Here is a 14,137-nt window from a genome sequence, read left to right on the forward strand (position 1 = left end):
CAAACAAAAAGGGCCCGGTTACCCGAGCCCTCTTTTCCACAGACGTGGTTCGCAGGCTTAAGCGCCGACGACGGTTACCTTGATGTTGGTAACCACATCGTGGTGCAGTGCCAGAGCGATGTCGTACTCGCCGATCGCCTTGAGCGGGCCTTCGGGCAGGCGCACTTCGCGCTTCTCGATGGCAACGCCAGCGGCGGTCACGGCTTCAGCGATGTCTTGCGTGGTGATCGAACCGAACAGACGGCCGTCAACACCGGCCTTCTGAGCGATGGTCACAGCAAACTCGACCAGCTTTTCAGCACGGGCTTGAGCGCCGGCCAGGATTTCAGCCTGTTGCTTTTCGAGTTCGGCGCGGCGAACTTCGAACTGCTTCAGGTTGGCGTCGGTCGCGCGCTTGGCCTTGCCTTGCGGGATCAGGAAGTTACGGGCGTAGCCGTCCTTGACCTTGACGATATCGCCCAGGGTGCCCAGGTTGGCCACTTTTTCCAGAAGAATGATTTGCATGTTGGCAGCTCCGGCTTAGTGCTTGTCGGTGTAAGGCATCAGGGCCAGGAAGCGGGCGCGCTTGATGGCGTCCGACAGTTGGCGCTGGTAGCGAGCCTTGGTGCCGGTGATGCGTGCGGGGATGATCTTGCCGTTCTCGCTGATGAAATCCTTCAGCAGGTTGACATCTTTGTAATCAACTTCCTTGATGCCTTCGGCGGTGAAGCGGCAAAACTTGCGACGCTTGAACAGGTTACGGGACATGATGACCTCTCGAATTCAGAAAACTCTGGAATCGCAGCGATAAATTACGCGCGCTTCCAATCGTTGATATGCAGCACCAGACTGTGCTTGTAGCGCTGGCTCCGGCCGGCGAGAAATCCTTTTACAAGGACTTCCGTTCCTTCGGGCAGGCTCGCCAGACTTCTTGCCGATTCACCGAGGCAGACGCAGGGCATTTCGCACTGGACTTGCCGGTCACTGCCGCCTTCCTGCTGGGTGGATTCATGCATGAGCCTGAATTCAACCACCGGGATGCCGGCAGGGGTGTAACGCAAGGGCTGGAGTTCGAGCAACTGACCGTGGGCGACGACCTGGTTGCGCACTACGTACTACGCCCGATCAGGCCGCAGCCGCTTCCTTGGCCTCAGGGGCCGGGGTCAGCGACTTGGACTTCTCTTCCTTCATCATCGGCGATGCTTCGGTGATGGCGCGCTCAGTCTTGAGAGTGAGGTGGCGCAGCACGGCATCGTTGAACTTGAAGGCGTGTTCGAGCTCGTCCAGGGTGCCTTGGCCGATTTCCACGTTCATCAGAACGTAGTGAGCCTTGTGCATCTTCTGGATCGGGTAAGCCATCTGGCGACGGCCCCAGTCTTCGAGGCGATGGATCTTGCCGCCGTCGTTAGTAATCATCGTCTTGTAGCGCTCGATCATGGCGGGCACTTGCTCGCTCTGATCGGGATGCACGATGAACACGATTTCGTAGTGTCGCATGTGATCTCCTTGCGGATTAATCAGCCTGCCGTCATGCGAATAACGGTCAGGCAAGGGTGGAAAGCCGGGCATTGTAGCCGTGGGACTCTTGAACACGCAAGGAAATCAGGCATTTAGATTGCGAACAGGGGCATGCACGGTATGCGTCGCATCTCAACTTCGAGACTGACGTAAGGGACACCACCTATCGCCCCCTGCCAGGCAAGGCACGGTTACTGACGAGCGCCAGTGGGGCTCCCTCCAAGGCGATGCAACTTGGGCTCCGTCGCTGCGGCGATGCCCAGCGTTCTTGGCGCTATGCGCCCAGAACCTGGTTCATGCACAGCTGGCGGGGGCGGCGGGGGCCATGGGGGCTCGGGTTCAATCAGGGTTGAGCGCCGGCTTGAGCCTGAACAAAAGCAAAGCGCCCGGGTTCCCCGGGCGCTGCAACTGCACGTGACGCTACAAAGCCCGCATTCCAAGCCATGGCACTCAATGCAGCTTGATCCTCGGCCTGTGTACCTTGTCCAGCCATTCAGCCAGCGTGATGAGCACGGTACGCCAGAAGCCCGACAGTGCCATCTGGTGTTGCTTGTGCAAGCCCCAGTACATGAACTTGGCAAACGTTCCTTCAATGAACAGGCTGCCGCGCGCGAGGCTACCCATCAGCGAACCTACAGAACCATAACTGGCAAGCGACACCAGCGAACCATGATCGGTGAAGCGGAAGGCGCGCATGGGTTTGCCCGCCATGGTTCGCTGCAGGTTATCCGCCAGCCGCGTCGCCTGCTGGTGTGCCGCCTGTGCCCGCGCCGGCACCCATCCGCCCTTACCGTCAGGGCATCCCGCACAGTCACCCAGTGCAAAGATGCGCTCGTCGCGGGTGCTTTGCAGCGTCGGCTCCACCACCAACTGGTTGAGCCGGTTGGTTTCCAGGCCGTCGATCCCGCGCAGGAAGTCGGGCGCCTTGATGCCGGCAGCCCACACGGTCAGCGCAGATGGAATCATTGCACCACTGGCCAGGTGCACCCCATCGGCCGTGACCTCGACCACCCGCTCATTGCTGTGGATCTCGACAGCCAGCTGTCGCAGTTCCCTGGCGGCAGCCTCCGAGAGGCGCTCTGGCAGTACCGACAGGATGCGGGTATTGGCATCCACCAGCACGATCTTCAGATCGCGCTCCGGGTTGATGTGTTCCAGACCGAAGCTGCCCAGCACCAGTGCCGCATCGTGAAGCTCGGCCGCCAGCTCCACACCGGTTGCACCAGCACCGATGATGGCGACAGTAAAGCGCCCTTGTCCGGCCTCTGGCGGCTGGCTATTGGCACGCAGGCATACATTGATCAGGCGTTCGTGGAATTCTCGTGCCGCGTCTGGGCTATCGAGGCGGATCGCATATTCGGCCACGCCGGGCGTGTTGAAGTCGTTGGTCTGGCTGCCCAGTGCGATGACCAAGTAGTCATAAGCCAGTCGCTGCGCGGCGATGATTTCGCGTCCGGCGCTGTCGACCAAAGGTGCAATCAGGATTTCGCGCTTTGCCCGATCCAGCCCTTCGAAACGTCCTTGGCGGAAACGGAAGTGATGCCACCGTGCCTGCGCGAGATATTCGATTTCCTCGGCATGGCTGTCGTAACTGCCGGCGGCCAGTTGGTGCAGCAAGGGCTTCCAGATATGGGTGCGCTGGCTATCCACCAGCACAATCTCGGCTTTGCCGGATTTGCCCAGCTTGTCACCAAGATGGGTCGCCAACTCCAGCCCACCCGCACCGCCCCCCACGATCACTACGCGGGGACATCGTCTGCTTTCGCTCATGCATCACCTCGCCGCTTTCATTTGTCTGACCCCATTCTAGCGGGCCAGTCTCCTGATCCTGCGAACGCATAGCGATTTGCTTAGCCCCGAATGCAGGGAGCAACGCCTACTTGCCGAAGCGATACCAGTAAGCCGGGATGTGCAGCGGCGTTCCCTCGGGCAGATCGGGATTCTCCAGTACGATCAAGCGACGTTTGGCTGCCTGGACCTGCTTGATGACTTGGCCGTAGCGGGCCTTGAACAGTGCGTCGAATGAACCATCCGCAATGGCGGCTTCCAGCCCCCGCTGGATCACGCTCGCCAATGCCGGGTTCTTTTTGCTGACAAAATAATAAGACGCCGTGGGGTAGTAGATCAGCACATACGGCTCTACGACGATGCCCGCGCTTTTGTGTCGTTCGGCCTCGCCCCAGATCTCGATGACCGAGCGGGGGAAATAATCGTAACGCTTCGCCGCCAGCATCTGGAACAAGCTACCGTAACTGACTGCCGCCTGAACCTTGAGGCTATTGGCGCGCAGTATGTCGGTATCCGGCCAGTCATGCCCCTGCCCCGCCACAAAGCGCCGAAGATCTGCGGCTGCGTGAACATTCGCAAACAGCTCGGTTTCCGCCTTGCGGACCAGCGCAATCCGGTAACCCATCAAGCCCTTGTAGATGGGAATGCAGATAGGCATCAGCTCGGCTTCGCGCTCACGCGAAGTCATTGTCCACATCACATCGATGCCCTGCCCGTTTGCCAGCAAGCGCAGTGCGCGCCCTTGCGGCGTAACCAAGCCAGACGGACGGATATCCGCACGCACGCCCGCTTTGCTCAACGCCAGCTTGAGCAGCGCAACGGGGTACTCCAGCTGCGGATCCTCAGGCGCTTCGGGCCTGGGATAGATCAGCGGAGCAGCCAGCGCCGGCATGGTGCAGATCAGCGCGGAAAGCGCGAGGATCAGCCACGCACGGGCCAATGAGAAGCGAAAACGCAATGCCATCATGGGCTCAGATTAGTGTGACTCACGACAAAAAGGCATGAGCGATTGATCAAGCCGCACTACAAATCCGCATGCCGTCGTAGCCCATCACCACGCCGGCCGGCAGCCGCGCGCTCAGTTCGGTGTATTCGAACTCATGGGTCATATGGATCAGCACGGTCTGCCTTGCACCGATACGCGCGGCAGCAGTCAGCGACTGTTCCAGCCCGAAGTGGGTATGGTGCGGCTGGGTGCGCAGGCAGTCGAGCAGCAACACATCCAGACCATCGAGCAGGGCGAAGCTCGATTCGGGAATCTCCGATACATCAGTCAGGTAAGCCACCTTGCCAATGCGATAGCCCAGTACAGGCCAGCGGCCATGCATGACAGGCACGGGGATGATTTCCACGCCACGATGACAGAACGGCCCGTCCACCGCAGTTGTCTGCAAGGATGGTAGCTCCCACCACTGCCCGGGCGGCAAGGTGGTGTAGTGAAAGCGTGTGTTGATATCGTGCATCGTGTAGGGGCTGCCAAACACCGGCATGGCGGCCTTGTTCACGTAACAGAACGCACGCAGGTCATCGATGCCGTTGAGGTGGTCGGCATGCTGATGGGTGTACAGCACGGCATCCACGCGGGTCAGCCCCTCGCGCAGTGCCTGGGTGCGCAGATCGGGGCCGGTGTCGATCAGGAAGCTCAGGCCCTGTGTGGTGATCACACTGGATGAGCGGGTGCGCTTGTTGCGCGGATCGGGCGACGTACAGGTCGCGCACTGGCAACCGATGGCAGGTGTGCCGGCACTGGAACCACAACCCAGGATCAGTATCTCGGTGCTCATGCGAGCCGGCCTTCCAGTTTGAACAAGCGCGCAAAGTTGGCCGTGGTGGCCGCGGCGACTTCATCCACGCTGATACCGCGCAAGTCGGCGATATGCTCAGCCACATGGCGCACATAAGCCGGCTGGTTCTGCTTGCCGCGGAATGGCACCGGCGCCAGATACGGCGAATCGGTTTCGATCAGCATGCGTTCCAGCGGGATCGTGCGCGCTACTTCCTTGAGTTCCTCGGCCTTCTTGAAGGTGACGATGCCCGAGAACGAGATATAGAAATTTTGTGTAATCGCCGCATCGGCCACCGCCTGCGATTCGGTAAAGCAATGCATCACGCCGCTGGCCTCGTGGGCGGACTCCTCGGCCATGATGCGCAGCGTGTCGTCCGATGCGCTGCGGGTGTGGATGATCAGCGGCTTGGCGCAGGCACGCGCAGCCCGGATGTGCACGCGGAAGCGTTCACGCTGCCATTCAAGGTCGCCCTGCAGGCGGTAGTAATCGAGCCCCGTCTCGCCGATGGCGATCACCTTGGGATGCCGCGCCAGCTCGATCAGCTGTTCCACCGTGGGTTCGGTTTCATCCTCGTAATCGGGATGCACGCCAACCGAGGCATAGATATGCGGATACCGATCCGCCATCGCCAGCACATTGGGCAAGGCTGGCAGGTTCACCGACACGCACAGCGCATGGCTGACCCGGTTATCGCGCATGGCCGCCATCATGGCATCGGCGTTCTGGGCGAGTTCAGGGAAGTCGATATGGCAGTGGGAATCGATGAACATGGGCTATCCAAATGAAAACGGGCGCTATGCAGCGCCCGTTGATTTTACCGCCCTGCGCCTACTTCGGCACAAAGCTGAGTGTGTGCACCGCCTCTCCCGGCAACAAGTGCTGCGCCTTGCCTTGCACCCATTCGGCATGGCCGGTCAGGAAGTAAGGCGACAGCGGGTGACCACTCTGGCCGCCAGGCATGTTGAACAAACCCTGCTCCTCCCTGCCCGGCGATACCGACAAACGTTGCGACTGACCAAATGCCGGCCCCGCCACGCGCGGCATGTTCTCATCGCCCGGCATCATGTCAGCCGGGGCGGACAGCCAAGGCTTGAGTGCCGGCAGGAAGCGCGTGAACGGATGGGCAATCATGGCCGTGTTGCGCTTGCCCCAGGTGGCTTGGGCCAGTGGCGTGCCATCCTTGGTGACTTCGCGGATCGCGCGGTCTACCGCCGCCAGCTCCACGCTGCGCCAATCCTTGCCTGCCGGCAGCCAGCCAGCCGGGCGCTCATCGAGCAAGCGCGCCACCACGGCCGGCCAGCGCGGGTTGGCGCGGTCGAAGTCCGAGTCCTTGTTGAGCTTGGCCATATCGGCATTTGCCCGGCCGAACAGCTCGGCATACAAGGCATACATCCAGGCGCGGGCCAGGGTGTAGCCCACCGAATCCACGCTCGCGTGGCCCGTCCAGCTCTCTTTGAGCAGACGGCGGAACTCGGCGCGCTGGGGCATCGCTGCCACGGCGCTGTCGGTCAACGCTGCCAGCGCACGGTCGCGCCATAGGCCGATGAACAAAGCGCGGTCATCCAGGCCCACACCGAACACGCCTTGCTCGTCGGTCTTGCCCAGCGCAGTCAGCCCGTCACGAATCTGGCTGGCGCGCGCACCGAGATCGGCACCACCGTCGCCAAGTTTGGCGTAGTCCGCACCGCCAAGCTGACGGCTGTTGGCCGTCCACAGCTGGCCGGCATCCGGGTTGATGACGCGCGGGTAATCGTCGGGCGCACGCAGGCTGGTCCATGCCGCATCGGCACTGGCCGGATACGGGAAGGTCTGTGCGCTCGATGCGGCACGGCCCGGCAGCGGACCGGCAATCGTCCAGCCGATATTGCCCGCGGCATCGCCGGCCACCATGTTCTGCGCCGGTACGCCTGCGCGGTTAGCCACGGCTTGCGCCTCGGCCAGCGTGTTCACCTGCTCCAGATTGCCCAGATTGAAGTTGACCGCACCTTTGTCATGCGCCACCCAGCGCACGGCGTAAGCCTTGTCGCCGACCATGCGTACGGGGCCCAGCGAGGTTTCGATCACCTTGAACGCGACAGCGGGCTTGCCTTTCACTTCGAGCTGTTCGACATGCTCGGTGGCGGTTTCCCAGCTCTCGCCAATCTTGAAGCGCTGCGGATTCTGTGGATCACGGCCGAGTTCGAGCAGATCCAGATAATCGCCGTAGCTATTGGTAAAGCCCCAGGCCACCGCACCATTGCTGCCCACCACCACCAGCGGCGCACCTGGCAGGGTGACGCCCACCACGCGGCGCTTGCCGCCCTTGCTGTCGGGCACATTGAGCACGGCGCGATACCAGATGTGGGGCAGGCGAATTCCCAGATGCATATCGTCGGCCACAATAGCGCCGCCGTGTGCTGTACGGCTGCCGGCAATCGCCCAGTTATTGCTGCCGACCGAACTGCGAAAAGCAATCGAAGCGCGCTTGTCTTCACCGGGCTGGCCAAACCAGTCGGGTGCCTTCTCAGGCAGCGGCGCAAGCACAGGCTCGGCCTTGGCCACATCCATCGGCGCATCGTTGGCCGTCAGCTCAGGCATCAGCACCGCCAGTTGCTCGGGCGTGCTGTGATCGCGCAGCCAGCCACGCGCCAGCTCACGGCTCTCCAGATTGTCCTGCAGATCGAAATACATGGCCCAGACGACCAGCAGCGTGTCGGCCGGTACCCAGGCGCGCGGTTGCTGCTGTAGCAAGCCGTACTCGAACGGGCGGCTGCTGAGCGCGGCCAAGCCATCGTTCACACCCGCAACGTAGCGGTCCAGCATGGCGCGCTGCTCAGGCGTGAGTGCAGCCAGTGCCACTTCGGCGCGCGCACGCATGCGGTGGAAGCGGTTGCCCTCGTCCACCGGCAGCGCGGCCTCACCAATCAGACCAGCCAGCTCGCCCGCGGCCACACGGCGCAGTAGGTCCATCTGGAAAAAGCGATCCTGGGCGTGCACGTAACCGGTGGCGTAAGCCACATCGTTGCGGCTATCGCCGCTAATGGTCGGCACCCCGTGGTCATCACGTGTCACGGTGACTTTGGCCCCCAGGCCATCGACGCTCACGTCGCCATCGAGCCGCGCCAGGCTACCGCGCAAGAACAGCCACACAGCCACGGCCACAAGCACAGTCAAAGCCAGCGCCAGCAAACCCAATCGCACCAGCCAGCGGCTTGTCACGCCCTTAGTCATGGTTCGTTGTCTCCCTTGTTTTTGGATATCACAGGCAAGAAAAAGGCCCGGCAGCGCCGAGCCTTTTTTGCACGCTTGTGCAACATTATCACATAGTGTGGGTTGTGCGACTTGATTGCAGCGCACCACCGAGCAGGCCCTCGATCTTTGCACGCGCCTGCTGGCCCGCCTCGTTCTCCGAGAACTGCACACCCACGCCCTGGGTGCGGTTGCCGTGCGAGCCCGGCGGGGTAATCCACACCACTTTGCCGGATACGGCGATCTTGGCCGGGTCTTCCATCAATTGCAGGAGCATGAAGACTTCGTCGCCAATGCTATAGGGCTTGGCAGTAGGAATGAAAATGCCGCCCCCCTTCACAAAGGGCATGTAGGCAGCAAACAAACCGGCTTTTTCCTTGATGCTCAGCGAGAGTACGCCGCCGGTGCGTGGCGGGACGGCGACTTTGGGCGCTTCGGACATAAAGCTCTCTATCCTTTAATCATCGGCCGAACGGCCTGCTGGTAAGCGTATAGCAATTGCTCGAACACGAGCTTGGCATTGAGCGGGTGGTTGGCCAGTCGCTTCGCCTCGATCACCGTGTCGTGATACCGCATCAGGCGCACCGGGTCGAGCTTGCTGGCCAGTGCATCAAGACGCGTGATCTCGTCAGGATAATAGCGAACGGACTGCGCCAGCCCCAAGCGCGCCAGATCATGAACCCAGCGGCTCAACCAGTCGGCCACCCGGGCGACCTCGGTTTTCTGCTTGTCGAGCCGCTCGGCCAAGGCCAAGGGATCAAGCTGGCGCGGGTCGGCCAACTCGGCCAGAAACGCACGGCGCTGGGCGAGCATGCCGGCGTCGGCACGTTCTATCGCCGCCAGCGGCGCACCGCCGGCCTCGGCCAGATAACTGCCTGCGTCATCCAGGCCCTGCTCCGCTAACCAAGCCAAAGCCGGTTCGCGCTCGGGCAGCGGCAGGGGCAGGCGGCGGCAGCGGCTCAGTATGGTGGGCAACAAGCGTCGCCATTGGTGGCTAACGAGTATGAACACGGCCCCGGCGGGCGGCTCTTCCAAAGTTTTAAGCAGCGCATTGGCGGCAGCGGCATTGAGTGCTTCGGCGGGCTGGATCAGCGTGACGCGGCGTCCAGCACGGTGGGCGCTCAGGTACACAAAGCTATTGAGATCGCGCACCTGATCGATGCTGATCCAGGCAGCGGCCTTTTTCTTGACCTTACCCTCGTCATCTTCTTCTTCGGGCGCGGGGGTCAGTTCGCGGTAATCGGGGTGGTTGCCGGCGAGGAACCAGCGGCAACCGTCGCATACGCCGCAGGGCTTGTTGTCAGCGTGCGATTCGCACAACAGCCACTGCGCCAGATGGCGGGCGAATGCGAGCTTGCCGATGCCGGGTTCGCCAGTCAGCAACAAAGCGTGGGGCAGGCGCGCATGCTGATCGAGCAGCGTTTGCCATACCGTTTCCTGCCACGGGTAGAGCATCAGCCCACACCCCGCTCGGTGAAGATGGCCGCCAGCTCGTGCTGGATAACCTCGATATCGCGGCTGGCATCGACAATGCGGATACGACCCTGCGCCTCGGCGGCGCGGTCGTGGTAAGCGTTGCGCACGCGCTCGAAGAAAGCATCAGCCTCGCGCTCGAAGCGATCAGGGCTGCGTGCATCGGCCAGCCGCGCGCGGCTCACGGCCAGCGGCACATCGAACAGCAGTGTCAGGTCGGGCTCGATCAGCGTCTCGCCGCGCCCCTGTACCCATTGTTCGAGTGAGCGGAATTTGTCCACCGGCAGACCACGACCACCCACCTGATAGGCATAGGTGGCATCGGTGAAGCGGTCGCACACCACCCAGCGGCCAGCGGCCAGCGCGGGTTCGATCACCTGCACCAAGTGTTCGCGGCGTGCGGCAAACATCAGCAGTGCCTCTGTTTCCAGATCCATCGCATCGTGCAGCAGCAACTCGCGCAGCTTTTCGCCCAGCGGCGTGCCGCCGGGTTCGCGGGTGACAAGATGGTCTATGCCCTGCGCCGTGAGATGGCGCGTCAGCCAGTGCAGATGGGTGCTTTTGCCGGCCCCATCGAGTCCTTCCAGACTGATGAAGCGGCCGCGCGGCGTGGATGACATCAGGTCGGGCTCGGCGTACGGGGTAATCGAAGGTGTCGATTGTAAAGGCTGATGGCAGCCACCGGGCAAATTGCCTTGCCGGCCATGGCCTCGCCGCCTAGCCTGATGGCAAATCGAGACAGCCCCACAGGAACACCATGCCTACCAGCCAGCGCACCGTGGCCAAAACCGTCCGCAGCTTTGCCGTCCGGCCTGACCGGATCGATTTGCGCGATTTAGCGTATCAGCCACGCGTCAGCAATCTGCCCGCCAGTTTTCCGGGGCAGGACTTCCTGCAACAGCAGCTACTTGCCTATGGCCAGGCCGGCATGGTGCTCGATCAGGCACAAAGCTCGGCCTGCACCGGCTATGCACTGGCCGCCGTCGTCGCGTTTCAGCGCTGGCGCGCCAGTGGCTACACGACACTGGAGCGCGTGAGCCCGGCCATGCTGTACCAGCTGGCACAGATGTACGACGAATGGGATGGCGAGGATTACGACGGCTCCAGCTGTCGCGGCGCGATGAAGGGCTGGCACAAGCATGGCGTCTGTGCCGAAGCACTGTGGCCGCACGATCCGAAAAAGCGCGCGACGCGGCCCAAGGACGGCTGGGACAGCGATGCCGGCCAGCGCACGCTGGGCGTGTATTACCGTATCAGCAAGGACAATATCACTGACTTGCAGGCAGCCATCGTGGAAGCCGGCGCGATCTATGTTTCCGCCGAGGTTCACGATGGCTGGGAGATCGGTGCAAATACCAAAACGATCGCCCAACTGGGAGAGCTGCCCGAAATCAAGGTCAAAGCCAAATCACTGGGCGGCCATGCGTTTGCCATGGTCGGCTACACGCCACGCGGCTTTGTGGTGCAGAACTCCTGGGGCGAGAGCTGGGGCTGGCGCGGCTTTGCGATCCTGCCGTATGAAGACTGGCTGGCCAATGGCTCGGACGCCTGGGTCGCCGGCTTGGGCGTGCCGCAGTTGGGTACACCAGTGCGCGGCTATATCAGTCTGCCACCAGGCAAAGCCAGCCAGACCAGCTACGCCAGCCACGGCATCAAGCGCGATCCGCTGGCCGAGCGCGGCTTTGCGCAGCTTTACAGTGAGGACGAGGCGATACGCCATAGCCTGCTAGTGGGCAATAACGGCCAGTTGCTGCATAAGTCCATCGATTGTCTCGATGCCGCCGACCAGTTCAGCCGTCAGACCATGGCCGGCCTGACGCAATGGCTGCAAAGCCAACCCAAGGGCCAGCGCCGCGTCGTCATCTACGCGCACGGCGGGCTCAACAATCTGCAGGACGGCCTCAACCGCACGCGTGTGCTGGCGCCCTGGCTGATGGCCAATGGTGTGTATCCACTGTTTGTGAACTGGTCGTCCGGCGCAGGCGAATCGCTGTACGGGCTGATTGAAGATACCGTCAAGCACCGCGAACCGGGTCTCGCCAGCGGCTGGGGCGATACCGCCGCCGACGCTTGGGACTACACACTCGAAGTCGCCCTCCGTTTGCCCGTGGGTGCACTCTGGCGCGAGATGAAGGACAACGCCGCCCGGGCTGCGCAACGTGGTGGCGCAACGTGGCAGCTGGCCAAGGCGATGCTGCCGCTGAAGCAGCAGTTCCCCGATATGGCAGTCCACGCCATCGGTCATTCCGCTGGCGCGATTGTGCTCGGCCACTGGCTCAAGGCGCTGGATACCGCCGCCGTACCGCTCAGCAGCTGCACCCTGCTGGCCCCGGCCTGCACGGTTGCCTTTGCCAACACGCATTACGGCAGCGCCCAGATTGCCCGCGACAAGCTGTTCCTGCATATGCTCAGCGACGCGCGCGAACGCGACGACAGCGTCGGACAGGTATATCGCAAATCCTTGCTGTACCTAGTGAGCCGCGCGCTCGAAAGCCACAAGACGCCGCTGCTTGGCATGGCCGGCAGCCTGGACCCGGCCTCGCTGAACGCGAGCACCAGCTGGATTCCCGCGGCGCACCGCAAAGCTGTCGCCGACTGGCAGGACTACTTCTGGGACAAGGCGGCACCGAGCGGTTTTGCCTACAACGCCCGGGGCTTCAAACCCAACCCGGCCGGGATGAGCCCCAAGGGCAAGGTGGATGACAGGCTCACACTGGTACACGCCGAGCAGATCAGCACCACGCTGCGGGCCGAGGCGCCGCACGCGCCCATCAAGCAGATTGCCAGTGCGCATGGGGCGTTTGATAACGATGTGGATACGCTGAATGCGGTGTTGACTCGGATACTGGGCAGTGCCCCTGCCGTCAGAATCGATCAGGCGGACTACTGATACAGGACGATCAGGCGAGCTGTACGGGGCTGAGCAAAGCATGGCGATTGCGCCACTCTAGCCCCGCCAGAACCGCAACAAAGATCGCCTCACCCAGCAGATGCGCCACCCCCCAAAGCGAAGCCGAACCCGCATACGTGTAGGCCAGCAACAGGCAGATGCAAACCCAGACCAGATTTGCCATCACCAGCATCACAATCAGACCCATGCGACGCCTGAGCAGCGCGGCGAGCGTGAACGAGTAGCAGGCATAGAGCAGATTGGCGCCCGCTATCCCCAACAGCAGATCGCGTGGCAAGGCATACAGCGCGGTTTGTAGCTGGATCAGCAGCAAGCTGGCCGTGCCCGCGACAAAGGCCGCGAGGCAATCGATCCACAACCAGCTGTTTGCCGCGTAGCGCTGCTTTGGCATTTCAAGCCCGCTTAACGCGCACCCAGCTGATACCGCCGCACCGCCTGATTGTGCTCGGTCAGCGAGCCCGAGAAATACGAGCTGCCATCGCCCTTGGCCACAAAGTACAGCGCCTTGCTCTGGGCGGGTTGCGTGGCTGCCAGCAGCGAGGCCATGCCCGGCATCGCGATCGGCGTGGGCGGCAGGCCGCCACGCGTGTAGGTGTTCCAGGGCGTATCGGTTTCCAGATGGACGCGCTTGAGGTTGCCATCAAACGCTTCGCCCAGGCCGTAGATCACCGTGGGGTCGGTTTGCAGGCGCATGCCGATACGCAAACGGTTGTGGAATACCGAGGAAATCATGCCTCTATCCTTGGCCGCACCAGTTTCCTTTTCGATGATGGACGCCAGCGTCAGCGCATCGGCCGGGGTGCGCAGCGGCAGATTGGGCGCACGTGCCGCCCAGGCGGCATCGAGCTGCGTCCGCATGGCCTGATGGGCGCGTTGCAGCACCTGCAGGTCCGAACTCTGCTTGGCAAAGTGATAGGTATCGGGGAAGAACTGGCCCTCGGGGCTATTGGCCTGTATGCCCAGTTGCTGCATCAGCGCGGCATCATCAAGCTGGGCCGAATCGTGGCGCAGATCGGGGTGGCGATTGAGCGCGGCGCGTACCTGCCGCCAGTTCCAGCCTTCCACGATCGTCAGCGTGGCGCTGCTGACATCACCATCCGTGAGCTTGGCCAGCAGCTGCAAGGGGGTAACAGCCTCAGTAATTTCGTAACTGCCCGCCTTGATGCGGCTGGCCGAACCGTTGATGCGCGCCACCTGCACCAGCAGCCAGGGCTGCACCACCAGGCCTTGATCGGCAAGCTGGTTGGCCGCCATGCGCATGGTGGTGCCGCGCTCCAGCGTGAACGCCTGCGGTTTGCCGTTGAACGGCAGGGGGCTGTGCGCGTACTGCCAGACATACGCGGCCAAGGCGATGGCGGCAATCAGGGCCGATACCAGCATAAGGGCAAACAGGCGGCCCAGCGTGGAAGTGCCGCGCTGTGCCGGGCGTGAATTGGAACGTTTACGGGCCATG

The 14,137-nt window shown here is 62.5% G+C and carries 15 protein-coding genes; 1 reads left to right on the forward strand and 14 read right to left on the reverse strand.

Annotated elements, in window-relative coordinates:
• Window positions 1-57 precede the first annotated feature (57 nt).
• The 12 genes from rplI to tmk all read right to left on the reverse strand — a co-directional run bounded on the left by rplI (window position 58) and on the right by tmk (window position 10,393).
• Window positions 58-504, reverse strand: coding sequence for a 50S ribosomal protein L9 (gene rplI, locus O9X62_RS15190; RefSeq protein ID WP_269533796.1), 447 nt, complete (start codon window positions 502-504; stop codon window positions 58-60).
• A 15-nt stretch (window positions 505-519) separates the two neighbouring features.
• Window positions 520-747: a 30S ribosomal protein S18 gene (gene rpsR, locus O9X62_RS15195; RefSeq protein WP_028447959.1), complete on the reverse strand. Its 228-nt coding sequence runs from the start codon at window positions 745-747 to the stop codon at window positions 520-522.
• Window positions 748-791: 44 nt separating this feature from the next.
• The gene (gene priB, locus O9X62_RS15200; protein ID WP_269533799.1) at window positions 792-1,088 is read right to left on the reverse strand and encodes a primosomal replication protein N; all 297 of its coding nucleotides are present in this window, start codon (window positions 1,086-1,088) and stop codon (window positions 792-794) included.
• Between the two features lie 16 nt (window positions 1,089-1,104).
• On the reverse strand, window positions 1,105-1,476 hold the full coding sequence (gene rpsF / locus O9X62_RS15205) for a 30S ribosomal protein S6 (RefSeq protein WP_269533800.1): 372 nt from the start codon (window positions 1,474-1,476) through the stop codon (window positions 1,105-1,107).
• A gap of 471 nt (window positions 1,477-1,947) precedes the next feature.
• A complete protein-coding gene (locus tag O9X62_RS15210; protein WP_269533801.1) occupies window positions 1,948-3,267 on the reverse strand; it encodes an NAD(P)/FAD-dependent oxidoreductase in 1,320 nt (439 codons plus the stop codon).
• Between the two features lie 106 nt (window positions 3,268-3,373).
• The gene (locus tag O9X62_RS15215) at window positions 3,374-4,249 is read right to left on the reverse strand and encodes an ABC transporter substrate-binding protein (RefSeq protein ID WP_269533802.1); all 876 of its coding nucleotides are present in this window, start codon (window positions 4,247-4,249) and stop codon (window positions 3,374-3,376) included.
• Between the two features lie 49 nt (window positions 4,250-4,298).
• Window positions 4,299-5,069 (reverse strand): MBL fold metallo-hydrolase, encoded by a 771-nt coding sequence (locus O9X62_RS15220; protein ID WP_269533803.1) that lies wholly within the window; start codon window positions 5,067-5,069, stop codon window positions 4,299-4,301.
• On the reverse strand, window positions 5,066-5,842 hold the full coding sequence (locus O9X62_RS15225) for a TatD family hydrolase (protein ID WP_269533804.1): 777 nt from the start codon (window positions 5,840-5,842) through the stop codon (window positions 5,066-5,068). The genes O9X62_RS15220 and O9X62_RS15225 overlap by 4 nt, the downstream gene beginning before the upstream one ends.
• A 58-nt stretch (window positions 5,843-5,900) precedes the next feature.
• Window positions 5,901-8,282 carry a penicillin acylase family protein gene (locus O9X62_RS15230; RefSeq protein WP_269533805.1) on the reverse strand — a complete coding sequence of 794 codons (2,382 nt, stop codon included), beginning with the start codon at window positions 8,280-8,282 and terminating at the stop codon, window positions 5,901-5,903.
• Between the two features lie 88 nt (window positions 8,283-8,370).
• Window positions 8,371-8,742 carry a PilZ domain-containing protein gene (locus tag O9X62_RS15235; protein WP_269533806.1) on the reverse strand — a complete coding sequence of 124 codons (372 nt, stop codon included), beginning with the start codon at window positions 8,740-8,742 and terminating at the stop codon, window positions 8,371-8,373.
• 8 nt (window positions 8,743-8,750) lie between these two features.
• Complete coding sequence (locus tag O9X62_RS15240; protein WP_269533807.1) at window positions 8,751-9,755, reverse strand: DNA polymerase III subunit delta'; 1,005 nt, start codon at window positions 9,753-9,755, stop codon at window positions 8,751-8,753.
• Window positions 9,755-10,393 carry a dTMP kinase gene (gene tmk / locus O9X62_RS15245; RefSeq protein WP_269533808.1) on the reverse strand — a complete coding sequence of 213 codons (639 nt, stop codon included), beginning with the start codon at window positions 10,391-10,393 and terminating at the stop codon, window positions 9,755-9,757. The genes O9X62_RS15240 and tmk overlap by 1 nt, the downstream gene beginning before the upstream one ends.
• A gap of 137 nt (window positions 10,394-10,530) precedes the next feature.
• Between tmk and O9X62_RS15250 the strand changes: the two genes are divergently transcribed.
• Entirely contained in the window at window positions 10,531-12,663 is a 2,133-nt protein-coding gene (locus O9X62_RS15250) for a C1 family peptidase (RefSeq protein ID WP_269533809.1), read from the forward strand.
• Between the two features lie 10 nt (window positions 12,664-12,673).
• Here O9X62_RS15250 and O9X62_RS15255 read toward each other — a convergent pair whose 3' ends face one another.
• Both O9X62_RS15255 and mltG read right to left on the reverse strand, forming a co-directional pair.
• Window positions 12,674-13,075 (reverse strand): hypothetical protein, encoded by a 402-nt coding sequence (locus tag O9X62_RS15255; protein ID WP_269533810.1) that lies wholly within the window; start codon window positions 13,073-13,075, stop codon window positions 12,674-12,676.
• Between the two features lie 11 nt (window positions 13,076-13,086).
• Window positions 13,087-14,136 carry an endolytic transglycosylase MltG gene (mltG, locus tag O9X62_RS15260; RefSeq protein WP_308446495.1) on the reverse strand — a complete coding sequence of 350 codons (1,050 nt, stop codon included), beginning with the start codon at window positions 14,134-14,136 and terminating at the stop codon, window positions 13,087-13,089.
• Window position 14,137: the final 1 nt, after the last annotated feature.

Source organism: Chitinimonas sp. BJYL2, assembly GCF_027257935.1.
GTDB lineage: Bacteria > Pseudomonadota > Gammaproteobacteria > Burkholderiales > Chitinimonadaceae > Chitinimonas.

Coding starts and splice junctions, on each gene's coding strand:
- rplI (WP_269533796.1), bottom strand. CDS start 504: ATGCAAATCATTCTTCTGGAAAAAGTGGCCAACCTGGGCACCCTGGGC.
- rpsR (WP_028447959.1), bottom strand. CDS start 747: ATGTCCCGTAACCTGTTCAAGCGTCGCAAGTTTTGCCGCTTCACCGCC.
- rpsF (WP_269533800.1), bottom strand. CDS start 1,476: ATGCGACACTACGAAATCGTGTTCATCGTGCATCCCGATCAGAGCGAG.
- O9X62_RS15210 (WP_269533801.1), bottom strand. CDS start 3,267: ATGAGCGAAAGCAGACGATGTCCCCGCGTAGTGATCGTGGGGGGCGGT.
- O9X62_RS15215 (WP_269533802.1), bottom strand. CDS start 4,249: ATGGCATTGCGTTTTCGCTTCTCATTGGCCCGTGCGTGGCTGATCCTC.
- O9X62_RS15220 (WP_269533803.1), bottom strand. CDS start 5,069: ATGAGCACCGAGATACTGATCCTGGGTTGTGGTTCCAGTGCCGGCACA.
- O9X62_RS15225 (WP_269533804.1), bottom strand. CDS start 5,842: ATGTTCATCGATTCCCACTGCCATATCGACTTCCCTGAACTCGCCCAG.
- O9X62_RS15230 (WP_269533805.1), bottom strand. CDS start 8,282: ATGACTAAGGGCGTGACAAGCCGCTGGCTGGTGCGATTGGGTTTGCTG.
- O9X62_RS15235 (WP_269533806.1), bottom strand. CDS start 8,742: ATGTCCGAAGCGCCCAAAGTCGCCGTCCCGCCACGCACCGGCGGCGTA.
- O9X62_RS15240 (WP_269533807.1), bottom strand. CDS start 9,755: ATGCTCTACCCGTGGCAGGAAACGGTATGGCAAACGCTGCTCGATCAG.
- tmk (WP_269533808.1), bottom strand. CDS start 10,393: ATGTCATCCACGCCGCGCGGCCGCTTCATCAGTCTGGAAGGACTCGAT.
- O9X62_RS15250 (WP_269533809.1), top strand. CDS start 10,531: ATGCCTACCAGCCAGCGCACCGTGGCCAAAACCGTCCGCAGCTTTGCC.
- O9X62_RS15255 (WP_269533810.1), bottom strand. CDS start 13,075: ATGCCAAAGCAGCGCTACGCGGCAAACAGCTGGTTGTGGATCGATTGC.
- mltG (WP_308446495.1), bottom strand. CDS start 14,136: ATGGCCCGTAAACGTTCCAATTCACGCCCGGCACAGCGCGGCACTTCC.